Genomic DNA, 14,291 nt, shown 5'->3' with positions numbered 1-14,291 from the left:
GGCCGGTCGGGCGCCGGGCGACCCGGGGATCTCCTCCCCCTCCCCCGCAGGCCCCGGCCGCGTAACAAGGCGGGCAAGTCGTGACGGCCGGGTCCGGCGCGGGCCACCGGTCCGTGGCTCACACCGCCGACCTGCGCATCGAGGCGTGGGCACCGACCAGGGAACGCTGTATCGCCGAGGCCGTGCACGGCATGGTGGACAGCTTCGCCGAAGCGGAGCTGCCGCCACCGGACACCACCGTGGAGTGCGTGGTGGCCGGTGAACGGGACGAAGACCTGCTCGTCGGCGTGCTGGACGAGGTGATCTACCGCATGGAGACCCGGGGCGAACTGCCCGTCGCCACAGAGGTGTCGCCAACCGAGAAGGGGGTGCGGGTGCTGTTTCGCATGGTCGACTCCGCCGCCGTTGCCTCGACAGGCTCGGTGCCCAAGGCCGTGTCGCTGCACGAGCTTCGAATCGCACCGGACGCCGACGGTTGGTCGTGTTCGGTGACCATCGACGTGTGAGGCCACCGTGGAGATCATCGAGGAGAACCCCTACCGGTTCCGCATGCCCGCGCACGGGGCGATGCGGGTCCCCGGCATCGTGTTCGCGTCAAGGAAGCTGCTGCCGATGGCGCAGGAGGACCGGTCGCTCGAGCAGGTGGCCAACGTCGCGACGCTGCCGGGCATCGTGGTCGCCTCCTACGCGATGCCCGACGTGCACTGGGGATACGGCTTCCCGATCGGCGGCGTGGCCGCCACCGACATCGACGCAGGCGGCGTTGTCTCGCCCGGCGGGGTGGGCTTCGACATCTCCTGCGGGGTGCGGCTGCTGGCGGCGGGCGTAGGCCGCGCCGAGCTGGGTTCGCGGTTGGCCGGGCTGATGGACACGCTCGGCCACACGGTGCCACGTGGCATGCACCGGGGCAGCGTGTGGCAGCTGACCGGGCCGGGCCAGCTGGAGCGGGTGCTGACCGGTGGCGCCGGATACGCGGTGGAGTCCGGCCACGGCGTCGCGCGCGACCTGGACCGCTGCGAGGACGGCGGCCGCGTCGAGGGCGCCGACCCGTCGCTTGTCAGCAGGCGGGCCTTCGAGCGGGGCCTTGGTCAGGTGGGCAGTCTCGGCTCCGGCAACCACTTCCTCGAGGTCCAGGCAGTCGAGGAGGTCTACGACGACACCGCCGCGTCGGCCTTCGGGCTGCACCGCGACCAGGTGTGCGTCATGATCCATTGCGGTTCCCGCGGCCTCGGTCATCAGGTGTGCACCGACTACGTGCGGTCGATGGAACAGGTGATGTCGCGATACGACATCCAGGTGCCTGATCGGCAACTGGCGTGCGCACCCGTCGAGTCGCCCGAAGGCGGAGACTACCTGCGTGCGCTTGCCGCCGCCACGAACTACGCGAGGGCCAACCGGCAGCTGCTCACAGCGACCGCGCGCCGCGCGTTCGAGGCCCACCTGGGCAGCGGGCTGGACCTCGTCTACGACGTTTCCCACAACCTCGCCACCATCGAGACACATGAGGTTGACGGTCGGCCCCGGAGGTTGTGCGTGCACCGCAAGGGCGCCACCAGAGCGCTGCCACCGCACCACCCCGACCTTCCCGCCGACCTGGCAGGCACCGGTCAGCCGACCCTGATTCCCGGCACCATGGGCACCGCCTCCTACGTACTCGCCGGGGTGGCGGGCTCACCGGCGTTCCACTCGACGTGCCACGGCGCGGGCCGCACCCGCAGCAGGCACGCGGCGGCCAGGGGAGTCAGCGGGCGCGCGCTGCGCGAGGAGTTGGAGTCCCACGGCATCGCCGTGCGCGGGACGTCATGGAAGGGGCTGGCGGAAGAGGCGCCCAGCGCCTACAAGGACATCACGGCGGTCATCGAGGCCAGCGAGGGTGCCCGACTGTGCCGCAAGGTCGCCAGGCTGGTCCCGCTGGGCGTGGTGAAGGGTTAGCGTCCGGGTCGGGCAGTGGTGTGGTCGGCCGTCAGCCGATCGGTCAATTCCCGCAGCGCCGCCGACCGGGTGACGGGGACGGTTTCGGGGGCCCGCAGTCGTCGCGCCGCCTCCGGCAACCACGCCAACTCGCGGTCGAACCGCCGCCGCGCAGCGTCCAGCGAGTCCACACCGGGCCGCGGCATCCCGGCGCGCAGTACGGGCAGCAACAGCGGTTCGGTCCCGCCGGGCGGCTCCTCCTCGCGCAGCGCCAGCACGTCCTGCTCTCCTCGACCGCCCCGGAAGACCTGCTTGGCCCCGGGGTTGGTGGCCTTGCCTGGCGAGAGCTTGAGCACCGGCCGTCCCGCGTACTCCACCAGCTTGTAGGCGCTGTCCAGTGAAGGTGCGTCGGCCGACACCCCGATCTTCGTGCCGACCCCGTATGTGTCGATCGGGGCGCCTGCGGTGGTCAACTCCGCGAGCGCGTACTCGTCGAGGCCGCCGCTGCCGACGATGCGTGCCTTCGGCATCCCCGCCTCGTCCAGCAGCCGCCTCGCGAGCACGGCCAGCTCCGCCAGGTCCCCGGAGTCCAGCCGCACCCCAACCCGCTCCTGCGCCAGTCCGAGCTCAGCAGCGGCCTCGATCGCGGTTCGCACCCCCCGCTCCGTGTCATAGGTGTCCACAAGGAACACCGCCGCACCGGGGAAGTCGGTGCCGAACGCGAAGAAGGACTCGTACTCGGTGGCAAAGGCCTGCACGTAGGAATGGGCCATGGTGCCGAGCGCGGGGATGTCGAACTCCCTGGCGGCGGCCACGTTGCTGGTTCCCGCGAAGCCGACCATGGCCGACACCCTCGCCATCGCCCTCGCCGATTCAAGGCCGTGCGTGCGGCGGGCCGCGAAGTCGACCAGGTCGGCATCCGGCGCCGCGATCCGGCAGCGCGCGGCCTTGGTCGCCACCGCCGACTGGAAGGTGACGTAGTTCAGCAGCGCCGTCTCCACCAGTTGTGCCTGCGGCAGCGGGGCGGTCACCTCCAGCAGCGGCTCCCCTGCGAACACCACGCGCCCCTCCGGCACCGCCCACACGTCACCGTCGAACCGCAGTTCCGCCAGCGCGGCCAGGTCCGAGTCCGGCAATCCCACCGCTTGCCCGAGGTAGGCCAGCTCGGCGTCGCCGAACCGGAACCGCCGCAGGAAGTCGAGGCAGTCGGCGAGCCCGGCGGCGACGAGGAAGCCACGGTCCCGCGGGAGTTTGCGGGCGAACAGGCTGAACGTGGCGAGCTCGGTCATCCCGCGACGCAGGTAACTCGCCGCCATCCGGACCTCGTAGAGGTCGGTGTGCAGAGCCGTCATGCCCGAGACCGTAGGAACTCCGCAGGCGCCGCCGGTGGAGCTGACCGGACGGTCTCGCGAGGGTCTTTCGGCCCTGCCAGCCGTTCGGGATCAGCGGGAGCCGCTCCCGCGAGTTGCCCCAACACCAGGCGATGTCGGCGAGGTTCCCGTAGCGCGGGCCCGCCGTGCCCGCTCGGCAGGCGTGCTCCCACTCGGCCTCGGTCGGCAACCGGTACCCGTCGGCGCGAGGGTCCCACCCGATCTCGTCGGATTCGGCGGACAGCTGGCAACTGGGCGTAACCCGCGGGGACGTGGATCAGCTCCCCGCCCGCCACGACGCGACCCTACCCCCGCGCCCGACGGTTCAGCCCGCTTCGGTCGTTTCGACGACGACCTCGGAACGCAGCGTGCGGTGCACCGGGCACTTGTCGGCGATCTCCAGCAACCGTTGCCGCTGCGCGGCGTCCAGCTCACCCTCGATTCGGATCACCCGTTCGATGTGCTCGACCATTCCGGTGCGGGTCTCGCAGTGCACGCAGTCCTTGGCGTGGCTGCGCCAGTGCCGCAGCGACACGCTCACCCGTTGCAGCGGCCACCGCTTGCGGGTGGCATACATCCGCAGGGTCATCGACGTACACGAGCCCAGCGCGGCCAACAGCAGGTCGTAGGGCGACGGCCCGGTGTCGGCGCCGATCGGTCTCGGCTCGTCGGCGGCCAGCACGTGCCTGCCCGCCACTATCCGCTGGGCGAACGGGCCGTCACCGGTCTCGGCGACCGTCACCAGGCCCTCCTCGGGTGGTTGCCTGGTCGTGGTGCCCCGTTCGAACACGTAGCGGCTCGCCCATGCCGCCAGCAGCGAGGCGACGTAGTCGGCGTCGTCGGAGCGGGTGAGCAGGTGGTCGGCTCCGTCGACGGCGACGAACGACTTCGGGTGCCTCGCCGTCTCGAAGATGCGCCGTGCGTTGTCGACGCCCACGATGTCGTCGGCGGGCGAGTGCAGTACCAGCAGCGCCGCCCCGAGCCCGGCGATGCGCTCCGCCTGCGGCTGGGCGGCGATGTCGTCGAGGAAACCGCGCCGGATGCGAAACGACCGCCCTGCCAGCGACACCTCGGCCTCGCCGCGCCGCTGGATCTTCTCGCTGACCGGCCCCAGCAGTTTGAGGACGTGCGCAGGGTCGGCGGGGGCAGCGATGGTGGCGACCGCCTTCACCTCCGGCACGTGCCCGGCGGCTGCCAGCACGGCCGCGCCACCAAGCGAATGTCCGATCAGGAGAGTCGGTGCCGCGCGGTTGTCTCGCAGGTGGTCGGCCGCCCGCACGACGTCTTCGATGTTGGAGCTGAAATCGGTGTTGGCGAAGTCGCCACCGGACCCGCCGAGGCCGGTGAAGTCGAAACGCAGCACCGCGATCCCGAACTCGGTGAGCGCCCTGGAGATCCGGGTGGCGGCCAGCGCGTCCTTGCCACAGGTGAAGCAATGCGCGAACAGCGCGTAGGCCCTTGGCTGCGAACCGGGGAGTTCGAGCCGGGCCGCCAGCGGCGCACCCGTCGCACCGGTGAACTCGAGGCGTTCGCTGCCTGTCACGGTCGCGGCTCCCGGTCGAGTTCGGCGAGCCCGACGGCTTCCAGGTCGGCACGCCTGCCGGTGGCGACAAGCAGCCGCCGGGCTCGCAGCCGGATATCGGCAAGCCGGACGGTGAAGTCCGTGCCGTCGTGGCCGACTCGCTCCGCGGCGGCCGAGGTGTGCAGCGAAAGTCCCTCCGCGGTCAACACGTCGGCGAGCACGACAAGCGACTCCGGCACGGTGCCGGTGGTCACGGCGTCCCGGTTGGTCCAGTACGGAGTGTGGGCCAGGCCGGGCACCGGTCTGCTCGCGAGCGCCTCCCCGCCCGGCCCCATTCCGAGTACGACGACGTCGACATCCTCGGCCATGTCACCTCGCTCCTCGTGTCGCCACCCCCGACCCTACCGACGATCCCGTTGGCAGGCCGTGCGACTACGCGGGTTCGGCCCGCCGCGAGAACCTCAACTCGCCGTCGTCGACGCGGCCGTAACGCAGGTTCAGCAGATCGTGTACGTAGCTCATCCCGAGGCGCCAAGGCTCCCGCGAACCCGCACGCGGGAACTGGTCGACCGAGCGCCGCACGTAGCCCGCGTCGAAGTCGAGCAACGGCCGCTCGGTGACGTCCGGGTCGTCGTTGACCGGCACGCAGCTGTCGTAACCGTGCTTGTCCAGGTAGCGCAGCAGCCGCACGACGTACTCGCCGACGAGGTCGGCCTTCAGCGTCCAGGAGGCGTTGGTGTAGCCGATGGTGAATGCCAGGTTCGGTACGCCGGACAGCATCATTCCCTTGTAAGCCATGGTTTTCGGCAGTTCCACGTCCCGGCCGTCCACGGACAGTTCGATACCGCCGAGCGCCAGCAGCCGCAGCCCGGTGGCGGTGACGACGACGTCGGCCGGTAGTTCCTCGCCGGAGCGCAGCGCGAGCCCGGTCTCGGTGAACTCCTCGATCTCGTCGGTGACCACCGAGGCGCGGCCACGGCGGATCGCGGCGAACAGATCACCGTCGGCGGCAAGGCACAGCCGCTGGTCCCACGGCTGGTAACGCGGCCGGAAGTGGGTGTCGACGTCGTAGCCCGGTGGCAGCCTGCGCAGCACCATCCCGCGGATCGCGGCCCTCACCATGGCGGGCCTTCGCCTGCTGAGCTGGTAGATCAGCGTGCTCGCCACGATGTTCTTCCAGCGCACGACAGGGTACGCGAGTCTGTCCCCCAGCAGTCGCCGCAGCCCGGTCGCCAGCGCGTCCTCGGAAGGCATCGCGACGATGTAGGTCGGCGAACGCTGCAACATCGTGACGTGCGCGGCCCGGTCGGTCATGGCGGGTACCAGTGTCACGGCGGTAGCGCCGCTGCCGATGACGACGACTCGCTTGCCCGTGTAGTCGAACTCGGCGGGCCAGTGCTGCGGGTGCAGGATCTGACCGCGAAACCGTTCGGTACCCGCGAAACCAGGGTCGTAGCCCGCGTCGTAGTGGTAGTAACCGCCGCACAGATACAGAAAGGACGCGGTGAACCGCACCAGCTCGCCCTCGTGCTCGGCCTCCACCGTCCATCGAGCCGTCTCGCCGCACCACCGGGCACGCACCACCCGATGGCCGTACCTGATGTGCCGGTCGATCCCGGCCTCCGCCGCGGTTTCGCGGAGGTAGCTCAGGATGGCCGGCCCGTCCGCGATGGCCGTGGCCTGCCGCCACGGCCGGAACCGGTAGCCGAGGGTCTGCATGTCCGAATCGGACCGAACGCCGGGATACCGGAACAGGTCCCACGTCCCGCCCAGTGCCGTGCGCGCCTCGAGGATCGCGTAGTGACGGCCGGGAAAGGCGGCCTGGATGTGGTGTGCCGCGCCGATTCCGGAAAGCCCCGCACCCACGATGAGCACATCCACGTGCGCCGGCTCGGTCATGCCCGCGCACCCGGTGCCGTGGCGCGGTGGGGTGCGTCGGCGGGCGTCCTGCGGTGCACGATCACCCGCCCGCCGTTGCCGGGTGCGCCTGCGACACCGCGGGAGTGCCACCGTTCGCCCCGCTCGCCGGTGGGTGCGAGCGTGAAGTGCCACAGCATGGTGCGCAGCACCACGTGCATCTCCATGTTGGCGAAGGCGGCGCCGAGGCAGCGGCGGGTGCCGCCGCCGAAGGGAATCCACTGGTACAGATCCGGCTTGGTGTCCAGGAACCGGCTCGGGTCGAAGGCGGAGGCGTTGCTGAACAGCGACTCGTCCTCGTGGATGAGCGAGATGCTGACCAGCACCGAGTATCCCTTCGGCAGCCGCCACCGGCCGAGCTGGTAGCCGTCGGTCAGGATCTGCCTGCCAACGAGGTCGATCACCGGCCGGGTGCGCTGCACCTCGGTGATGGTCGCCTGCCTGAACTCGCTGCCGCCCGTGTCGACCTCCTCGATCAGCCGGTCGAGGACGGCCGGGTGACGGCGAAGCCGCTCGACGGCCCAGGCCAGCGTGGTCGCCGTGGTCTCATGTCCCGCGGTGAGCAGCGTCAGCAGGTGGTCGGCGATGTCGGCGCGGCTCAGCTGCGTGCCGTCGTCGTGGCGGGCCTGCAACAACAGCGCGAGGATGTCGTCTCGCGCGTCCAGGTCCTCGCGCTCCGCCTTGGCTATGAGCTGGTCGACGATCGTGTCGTAGTCGCGGCGCAGTTGTCGAAACCTCCCCCACGGCGTCCAGCGACCGCCGCCGAGGGCAGGTACCGGGGCCACGGCCAGCCAGGACCCGAGCCGCACGAACGGTGGCAGCAACGCGCGCAGCCGGTGCAGTTGGGCCCCCTCGGCGCCGAACACCGCGCGGAGGATGACGTTGAGCGTGATGCGCATCATCGACGGCAGCGTCGGGAACGCCCGGCCCCGCGGCCAGTCGGCCAGTTCCCGCACCGTCTCCTCCTCGACGATCCGCTCGTAGGCGGCCAACCTGCGGCCGTGGAACGGCGGCACCAGCAGCCTGCGTTGCTTGCGGTGCTCCTCGCCGGACAGCGCGAACAGCGAGCCAGGGCCGAGTACCCGCCCCAGGTTGCGTTCCAGGTTGCCCACGTCTTCCGCGCGGGCGGTGAACAGCTGCTTGATCTCGGCGGGACTACTGATGACGACGGCCCTGCCGAAGATCGGCACATTGACGGTGAAGGCGTCACCGTGGCGGTTTCGCAGGATGCGAACCCCGCGCAGCGGCGCGGCGACCGCGAAGGCCCCCTGCACGGCGCGAGGCAACGCGGGCCCCGGTGGCAGTCGCACGGTCGACATCGAGGTGACCCCCTTCTAGCCTGGTACGCGAACGTACCAGCCGTACGGTACGCCGATGTACCATGTGCGGCAAGGGTCTTCAGGCAACGAGGTGCGGAGATGACCACGGTGACGACCACGAGCACGGTGGCGGACGACGCGGGTAGCGGATTCCGCCGTCGCCTGCTCGACGCCCTCGCGACCTGCATCGCGCAGGACGGTTACCGAGCGACCACGGTCGCCGATATCGTCCGCGTCGCACGCACGTCGCGGCGGACCTTCTACGAGCACTTCTCCGGCAAAGAGGCCTGCTACGTCGCGCTGCTCAGCGATGCCAACGCCGAGATGATCCGGCGGATCTCCTCGGCGGTGAATCCGAAGGCGGACTGGGAGACCCAGATCAGGCAGGCTGTCGGCGCCTGGATCGCGGCGTCGGAGTCCGCCCCTGCGCTGACGGTGAGCTGGATCAGGGACCTGCCCTCACTCGGTTCAGCCGCCCGCGAGTTGCAGCGGGACATGACGGACGCGTTCGTGACCATGATCCAGCGGCTGTGCGACACCGAGGAACTGCGTGCGGCCGGTGTCGGGCCACTGCCCCGGCAGCTGGCGATCCTGTTGATCGGCGGGCTGCGCGAGTTGCTGGCGACCACCGTCGAGGACGGCGGCAACATCGGCGAGGTGAGCGAACTCGCCGTGCGCGCCTCCATCGCACTGCTGGGTCCCCGATCGGCAACGCCCTAGCAGTAGCTACCCACGGTCTCCCGGCCGGTCCGCCCCCGCGACACGGAACGCAGAATTCGCGGGCAGGAACGGGGGACTCGCGGGCAGGAACGGGGGACTCGCGGGCAAGAAACTTCAGCACTCAGCACAATTCAGCCAGCAACAATTTCGGCACACTCAGCGACAATTCTTCGAAAAAGATCTAGAGCCCTTTGTGACGGTGGTCATTGCACAAAGTCAGGCCAGTGACCAGGATATTCGACCATCCCCCTCAGTGCATGGCCCCGAAGGAGAAGTTGTCCGTGCTCGATCTCGTCGCACCAATCACAGGCGGTTGGCCGTGCCGCTGAACGAACAGGAACGGCATGTGCTGTTCGAACTCGAACGGAATCTGCGAACCGAAGACCCGCGACTGGCGCACGTACTCGCGAACGTCAGCCGCACCGAGCACACCACGTCGGTCTGGCTCACGCTGATGATTCTCGCCGCGGTCGGAGCCGGACTGGCACTGCTGGTGTTCGGCTGGGTGCTTCCTGGCCTGCTCGTCATCGGTGCGGGTACCGCTGGACCCGTCCTGTGGGCGTCCAGGCGCTACTACCACCCCGATTGCCACCACGTCGTGTCCTCGGCGCAGGACCACTGCCCGCGTTGCACGCCCTCGCCCGCCTGACTCGGCGAGTCCCCCGCTCTCGCCCGCGAGTCCCCCGCCCAGGACCGCGAGTTCTGCACTCCCGCCCGGGAAGGAGGGCCCGAGCGTGGATCGCGGCCCGACGTCACCACGCCCGCTGCGTTCCTGATGGCCTTGAGCACGGCGGCGCACCGGCGACGAGTTTGTCCCCCTTGGCCCGCGAGACACCGTTGCCGAACGAACGGTGTCCGTTGTAGCGGCGAGGAGCGCGGGAGATCTTGAACGCTTGTGCGGCGACCCTGATCGAATCGAGCAGCGAAGCCGCTACCGTCGGCTGCCCCATCGAGGTCGGTGCCGGCATGGCACCGACGGGGCTCGGCCGCGGGCACCGTGGTCGGCAGGCACGTCGATCCCGTGCCGCACGCTGGAGAACGCGTCGACGCCCCAGGCCATCCTGCGGGCGCCGCTCCACAGGGTGCGGAGCAGCTGCCGGACGCGCTGCTGGGCGCAGGCGCATCGCGAAGCCGAGTCGTCCGTCTTCAGGATCTGTTGTGCGATGAAGTCATCGAAGTGCATAGCTCAACAGTCGCAAGCTTCGCGCCCCAACGGGAGTGGCAGGATTGACGCAAACTGCTAGGATTTTGCCATTATGGTCGCGCGGCGTCCGACGATCACGATCCCGCTCATCGACGGCATGACCCTATTCGAGATCGGCATGCCGCTGGAAGCACTTGGCTATGTCTGGGAACCGGACCAGGACCCGCTGTACGACGTGACGTTGTGCGGCGACCTGCGCGGCGTTCGCACCCACACCGGCGCGCGGCTGGTACCGCAGCAGCCACTCAGCGCCGTGGCCGAGGGCGACACGGTGCTCGTGCCCGCGGTGCCACCGGGGCGGTCGGTCGGCTCCCGGCTGGTCCGCGAGCTACGGCGCGCTTCCGACCGGGGTGCCCGCATCGTAGCCCTGTGCACCGGCACTTTCGCACTCGCCGAGGCCGGCCTGCTCGACGGCCGTCGGGCCACCACCCACTGGCGGCACGCCGCGCTGCTGCGGCGGATGTACCCCGACGTCGAGGTCGACGCACGCGCCCTCTATGTGGAGGACAGCGGCATCTTCACCAGTGCGGGCTCGGCGGCGGGCCTCGACCTGTGCCTGCACCTGATCCGGCGCGACCACGGGGAGCGCGCCGCGAACAACACGGCCCGACATCTCGTGGTCGCCGCCCACCGTGACGGTGATCAGGCGCAGTACGTGCACGCGGAGCCGCTTGAGGATCGCGCCGCCTGGCTGGACAACCTCCGCGCCTGGCTGCGCGAGAACCTTCGCCGACCGTTGACGCTGACCGAACTGGGACGAGCGGCGAACCTCTCACCTCGCACCCTCGCCCGGCGGTTCGAGCAGGACGTCGGCACCACGCCAATGCGCTGGGTCGCCGCGGAGCGGATCGCGGCGGCCAAGGAACTCCTCGAGGCCACCGACCTGACGGTGGACCGGATCTCTTCCGACGTGGGCTTCGGGTCGCCGGTGACGTTTAGAACCGCCTTCACCCAGGAGGTCGGCATCTCACCGAAGCGCTACCGCTCACGGTTCGCGGCACGGCACGACACCGCCGCTCCGGCATAACCCGCGGGGCGACCATCCCACTGATTCGCGACGGCAGGGCTGCGACGAGGTAGCAGAAGCGTTTCCGTTCTCGGGTGAGAACCACAGCGGTTTCGGTCGGTGGTCAGGAATCGCGGCGGCGACCGCCAGATCGAATGGGGTTGCGCGGTCAGCGTCCAGGCGCCGAACGGTCAGGACGGCAGGCGACCACGCCCCGCAGCGGTGATCCCGCGACGAACCGCCCCGACGCTCGCGAACTCCCCGCCGTACCCGCAGCCACCGCGGATCACCACCGTGCCGCCCGCGACTCGCTGCCGCTCAGCGACTCGCTACCGGAAGCGGGTCGTTCTCCCAGCCGAGCGCGCCCACCATGCGCTCCTCCACCATCGGCGACATGGTCTCCAGGTATGCGGCGGTGACGTGGTTGTCGTCGAGATACACCAGCATGTTTCCGATCACCGGCGGACAGTGCCGATCGGTGCAGAAGTAGTCACTGAAGTCCAGGAACGACACGGTGGACGGGATTCCCGAGAGCCGCTCGTACGGTGGCTCGTCCGCCAGCATGTCCGCTCTCGGTTGGCGGCACTGCCACGCGTCGAGCCCGTGCTTTTGCACGCACTCCGAAGGTTCGTAGTCGAATCGCGGGTTGTCCCGGATGGCCACCACTGGGATGCCCGCCTCGGCGAGCACCCGCCACTGCGCGACGTAGCCCTCGGGGGTTCGCTCCCGCAGCCCCACCCGCACATCCCTGGTGCCCATCGTGATCACGGCCTCGGGCCGCCGCTGCAGAATTTCGGCCATCACGGCCTCGTTCCAGCTCGCGCACTCAGGCCACTTCGATCCCTCGGTCAGCGCGCACCCGCCCTTGAGCATCGTGGTGATCTGCCAGCCCCGGTGCCGCACGATCGGCCGCAACGCGGCGATGTATTGGTGGGCGTGCGAATCGCCGGTGAGCACCACATGCCGGGTCGGCGGTCCGTCGGGTTCGATGGTGCACACCCGCAGGTCCTCGTGCCGTGGCGAGTCGACGCATTCCTCGTCGGGAAGCGGTGCGTACTGGCGCGGCAGGGCCGCGAACGGTGGCACAACCGACGCCCGCAGGTCCAGGATCGGCCCGCCCGCCTCCATCGCCATCGCCCCGGGGTGGTTCGGGTCGTCCACGTCGAGTGCGAACGACGCCCGCTGCGTGCTCACCAGCTGCCACGCCCCCGCCGCGAGCAAGACGGGCACCAGCGCGGCCACGCCGAACCGGTACGCACCCCAGTTGGTGCTCACCCCGATTCGGGAGTCGCGCACCGGCTGCTCCACCAGGTGATACGTCAACGCGGCCAGCACCGTCGAGACAGCGATCACCACGGCGCCGCCGCGCCAGCCGACGGCGGGCTGGTCGCGCCAGATCAGGTAGAACAGCAACACCGGCCAGTGCCACAGGTACAGCGAGTAGCTGAGGTTGCCCAGGTAGATCAATGGACGCGACGACAGGATCCGGTCGGCACCCACCCGGTAGCCGGTGACGCCCGCCACCAGCACCAACGCGGCCGACACGGTCGGCCACAGCGCCGCGTAACCAGGAAACACGGTACCGACCTGCAACAGCATCCCGCACGACACGAGACCGAACACGCCCAGCCAGCCGAGCAGGACTCGCAGCATCCCCGGCACCCTGATCGCCTCGATCGCCAGCGCCAGCAACCCACCGAGCGCGAACTCCCAGATCCTCGTCAGTGACGTGAAGTACGCCAGCGGCTGGTCGACAGCGGTCAGCCACACCGAGTAGGCCAGCGATGCCGCGAGCAGGACGCCGACCACGGTGAACAGCGACCGCCGCAGGCTCCAACCCGCCCTGCGCGCGAAGAACGCGACTGCGGCGACCAGCAGCGGCCACACCAGGTAGAACTGCCCCTGGATCGACAACGACCAGAAGTGTTGCACCACACTGGCGGTGCTGTGCTGCGCGAAGTAGTTCACCGAGTCCGCCGCCAGCACCCAGTTCTCCGCGTACAGCGCCGAGGCGACCACTTCGCGGATGGTCTGCAACCAGCGGTGCTCCGGCAGCAACCACACCGACAGCGCGATGGTGGCCAGCAACACGGTCAGCGCCGCGGGGAACAGCCGCTTGATCATGCGGCCCCACATCGGCCGGAACTCGATGCGGCCGCGCAGCCCAGCGCGAAACAGCTGACCCGTGATCAGAAAGCCGGAGATGAGGAAGAACACGTCCACACCACCGGAAATGCGGCCCAGCCACACGTGGTAGACGACCACGAGCACGGCCGCGAGCGCGCGCAGGCCCTGCAACTCCGGCCGGAACCGCCGCTGCGGCCGCGTAGGACTGGCAAGCCCTTCGGGCACCGAGGCTCGAAGCACGGACATCCGGTGGTTTCCTCCAGTGTTCGGACAACAACTCATCCCGGCGCCGATGAGGTATCGTCCAGCCCTCGCCGGCCGATGCCCTCGATGGCCGCGCGGGTGTCCGGAACCGACGTCGTAGCGGTCCGGGCAGCACGCACACCTGTGACAATGGCTCAGCCAGCGTCACGCGGCTGCTGAGGATAGCGTGGCGCTCCGCCCGGTTCGGCACCGCATGCCCGTTCGGGGACCGCGCTGGGCGGCCGCACCCGCCTCGGGTACCGGTCCCTATCATCTGGCCGGTGACGGCCCACGATGATCTCGCATACCTCGACACGTCGATCTTGCCGCCACGGCAGCGGCAGATCCTGGCGGTGATCCGGGACTGGGTGATCAGGCACGGCTACTCGCCGACAACGCGGCAACTCGCCGACGCCGTCGGGCTTCGGTCGACGTCCTCGGTGTCGAAGCACCTGGCGAGCCTGGAGGAGAACGGGTTCCTGCGGCGTGGTGGTGCGATGTCCAGACCGATCGACGTGCGGATGTTCCTGCCGCGGCAGGTCGCTGCCGAGTCCGCCGACGACTCGGTGACCGTTCCCGTGGTCGGCGAGATCGCCGCGGGCATCCCGATCGCCGCGGAACAGCACATCGACGACATGCTGCGGCTGCCGCGCGAACTGGCCGGCCGAGGCAACGTCTTCGGGTTGCGGGTGCGCGGTGACTCGATGGTCGATGCGGCGATCTGTGACGGCGATCTCGTGGTGGTGCGGCAACAGCCGGAGGCCTACTCCGGTCAGATCGTCGCCGCCATGATCGACGACGAGGCCACGGTGAAGGTGTATCGCCGCAGGGGCGGCCACGTGTATCTCGAGCCGCGCAACCCCGACTACGAGGTCATCGACGGCGACGACGCAGTCGTACTCGGCATCGTCGTCTCGGTGCTGCGCAGCCTCTGAGCGGGCTTCGCGGCGGG

13 protein-coding genes and 1 pseudogene are annotated in these 14,291 nt (G+C 69.8%); 6 read left to right on the top strand and 8 right to left on the bottom strand.

Going from position 1 to position 14,291, the window contains the following annotated elements; all coding sequences use genetic code 11:
* Window positions 1-80 precede the first annotated feature (80 nt).
* Both FHU38_RS11465 and FHU38_RS11460 read left to right on the top strand, forming a co-directional pair.
* Window positions 81-506: an archease gene (locus tag FHU38_RS11465; protein ID WP_167170015.1), complete on the top strand. Its 426-nt coding sequence runs from the start codon at window positions 81-83 to the stop codon at window positions 504-506.
* 7 nt (window positions 507-513) lie between these two features.
* Window positions 514-1,932, top strand: a complete 1,419-nt coding sequence (locus tag FHU38_RS11460) for an RtcB family protein (protein ID WP_313886739.1) — start codon at window positions 514-516, stop codon at window positions 1,930-1,932.
* Here FHU38_RS11460 and FHU38_RS11455 read toward each other — a convergent pair.
* From FHU38_RS11455 to FHU38_RS11430, 6 genes and pseudogenes are all read right to left on the bottom strand, one after another.
* The gene (locus FHU38_RS11455) at window positions 1,929-3,263 is read right to left on the bottom strand and encodes a nicotinate phosphoribosyltransferase (protein WP_167170012.1); all 1,335 of its coding nucleotides are present in this window, start codon (window positions 3,261-3,263) and stop codon (window positions 1,929-1,931) included. The two genes, FHU38_RS11460 and FHU38_RS11455, sit on opposite strands and share 4 nt — an antisense overlap.
* A gap of 154 nt (window positions 3,264-3,417) precedes the next feature.
* Window positions 3,418-3,471: pseudogene (locus FHU38_RS28165) on the bottom strand (hypothetical protein); the annotation flags it as partial.
* A 135-nt stretch (window positions 3,472-3,606) separates the two neighbouring features.
* On the bottom strand, window positions 3,607-4,824 hold the full coding sequence (locus FHU38_RS11445; protein WP_167170009.1) for a bifunctional alpha/beta hydrolase/OsmC family protein: 1,218 nt from the start codon (window positions 4,822-4,824) through the stop codon (window positions 3,607-3,609).
* A complete protein-coding gene (locus FHU38_RS11440; protein WP_208415636.1) occupies window positions 4,821-5,171 on the bottom strand; it encodes a hypothetical protein in 351 nt (116 codons plus the stop codon). The genes FHU38_RS11445 and FHU38_RS11440 overlap by 4 nt, the downstream gene beginning before the upstream one ends.
* A gap of 64 nt (window positions 5,172-5,235) precedes the next feature.
* The gene (locus FHU38_RS11435) at window positions 5,236-6,702 is read right to left on the bottom strand and encodes a flavin-containing monooxygenase (RefSeq protein ID WP_167170006.1); all 1,467 of its coding nucleotides are present in this window, start codon (window positions 6,700-6,702) and stop codon (window positions 5,236-5,238) included.
* Window positions 6,699-8,039 carry a cytochrome P450 gene (locus tag FHU38_RS11430; protein ID WP_167170003.1) on the bottom strand — a complete coding sequence of 447 codons (1,341 nt, stop codon included), beginning with the start codon at window positions 8,037-8,039 and terminating at the stop codon, window positions 6,699-6,701. Before FHU38_RS11430 ends, FHU38_RS11435 begins: the two co-directional genes overlap by 4 nt.
* Before the next feature lie 99 nt (window positions 8,040-8,138).
* On the opposite strand from FHU38_RS11430, the gene FHU38_RS11425 reads away from it, so the two are divergent.
* The gene (locus FHU38_RS11425; RefSeq protein ID WP_167170001.1) at window positions 8,139-8,759 is read left to right on the top strand and encodes a TetR/AcrR family transcriptional regulator; all 621 of its coding nucleotides are present in this window, start codon (window positions 8,139-8,141) and stop codon (window positions 8,757-8,759) included.
* A gap of 319 nt (window positions 8,760-9,078) precedes the next feature.
* Entirely contained in the window at window positions 9,079-9,408 is a 330-nt protein-coding gene (locus FHU38_RS11420) for a DUF3040 domain-containing protein (RefSeq protein ID WP_167169998.1), read from the top strand.
* Between the two features lie 103 nt (window positions 9,409-9,511).
* Here FHU38_RS11420 and FHU38_RS11415 read toward each other — a convergent pair whose 3' ends face one another.
* The gene (locus FHU38_RS11415; RefSeq protein ID WP_167169995.1) at window positions 9,512-9,727 is read right to left on the bottom strand and encodes a hypothetical protein; all 216 of its coding nucleotides are present in this window, start codon (window positions 9,725-9,727) and stop codon (window positions 9,512-9,514) included.
* A 288-nt stretch (window positions 9,728-10,015) separates the two neighbouring features.
* On the opposite strand from FHU38_RS11415, the gene FHU38_RS11410 reads away from it, so the two are divergent.
* A complete protein-coding gene (locus FHU38_RS11410) occupies window positions 10,016-10,990 on the top strand; it encodes a GlxA family transcriptional regulator (RefSeq protein ID WP_167169993.1) in 975 nt (324 codons plus the stop codon).
* A gap of 297 nt (window positions 10,991-11,287) precedes the next feature.
* Here FHU38_RS11410 and FHU38_RS11405 read toward each other — a convergent pair whose 3' ends face one another.
* A complete protein-coding gene (locus FHU38_RS11405) occupies window positions 11,288-13,342 on the bottom strand; it encodes an acyltransferase family protein (protein WP_167169991.1) in 2,055 nt (684 codons plus the stop codon).
* Window positions 13,343-13,620: 278 nt separating this feature from the next.
* On the opposite strand from FHU38_RS11405, the gene lexA reads away from it, so the two are divergent.
* Window positions 13,621-14,274, top strand: coding sequence for a transcriptional repressor LexA (gene lexA, locus FHU38_RS11400; RefSeq protein ID WP_167169988.1), 654 nt, complete (start codon window positions 13,621-13,623; stop codon window positions 14,272-14,274).
* Window positions 14,275-14,291 lie beyond the last annotated feature (17 nt).

It is taken from the genome of Saccharomonospora amisosensis (assembly GCF_011761185.1).
Classification (GTDB): domain Bacteria; phylum Actinomycetota; class Actinomycetes; order Mycobacteriales; family Pseudonocardiaceae; genus Saccharomonospora_A; species Saccharomonospora_A amisosensis.
The sequence above is the reverse complement of the archived record's forward strand: the minus strand, read 5'-3'. Positions and strand labels throughout refer to the sequence as shown.

What these genes read in the sequence shown, in the direction of transcription:
- FHU38_RS11425 (WP_167170001.1), top strand. Translation starts at nt 8,139, where the DNA reads ATGACCACGGTGACGACCACGAGCACGGTGGCGGACGACGCGGGTAGC.
- FHU38_RS11410 (WP_167169993.1), top strand. Translation starts at nt 10,016, where the DNA reads ATGGTCGCGCGGCGTCCGACGATCACGATCCCGCTCATCGACGGCATG.
- FHU38_RS11435 (WP_167170006.1), bottom strand. Translation starts at nt 6,702, where the DNA reads ATGACCGAGCCGGCGCACGTGGATGTGCTCATCGTGGGTGCGGGGCTT.
- FHU38_RS11455 (WP_167170012.1), bottom strand. Translation starts at nt 3,263, where the DNA reads ATGACGGCTCTGCACACCGACCTCTACGAGGTCCGGATGGCGGCGAGT.
- FHU38_RS11405 (WP_167169991.1), bottom strand. Translation starts at nt 13,342, where the DNA reads ATGTCCGTGCTTCGAGCCTCGGTGCCCGAAGGGCTTGCCAGTCCTACG.
- FHU38_RS11430 (WP_167170003.1), bottom strand. Translation starts at nt 8,039, where the DNA reads ATGTCGACCGTGCGACTGCCACCGGGGCCCGCGTTGCCTCGCGCCGTG.
- FHU38_RS11440 (WP_208415636.1), bottom strand. Translation starts at nt 5,171, where the DNA reads ATGGCCGAGGATGTCGACGTCGTCGTACTCGGAATGGGGCCGGGCGGG.
- FHU38_RS11415 (WP_167169995.1), bottom strand. Translation starts at nt 9,727, where the DNA reads ATGCCGGCACCGACCTCGATGGGGCAGCCGACGGTAGCGGCTTCGCTG.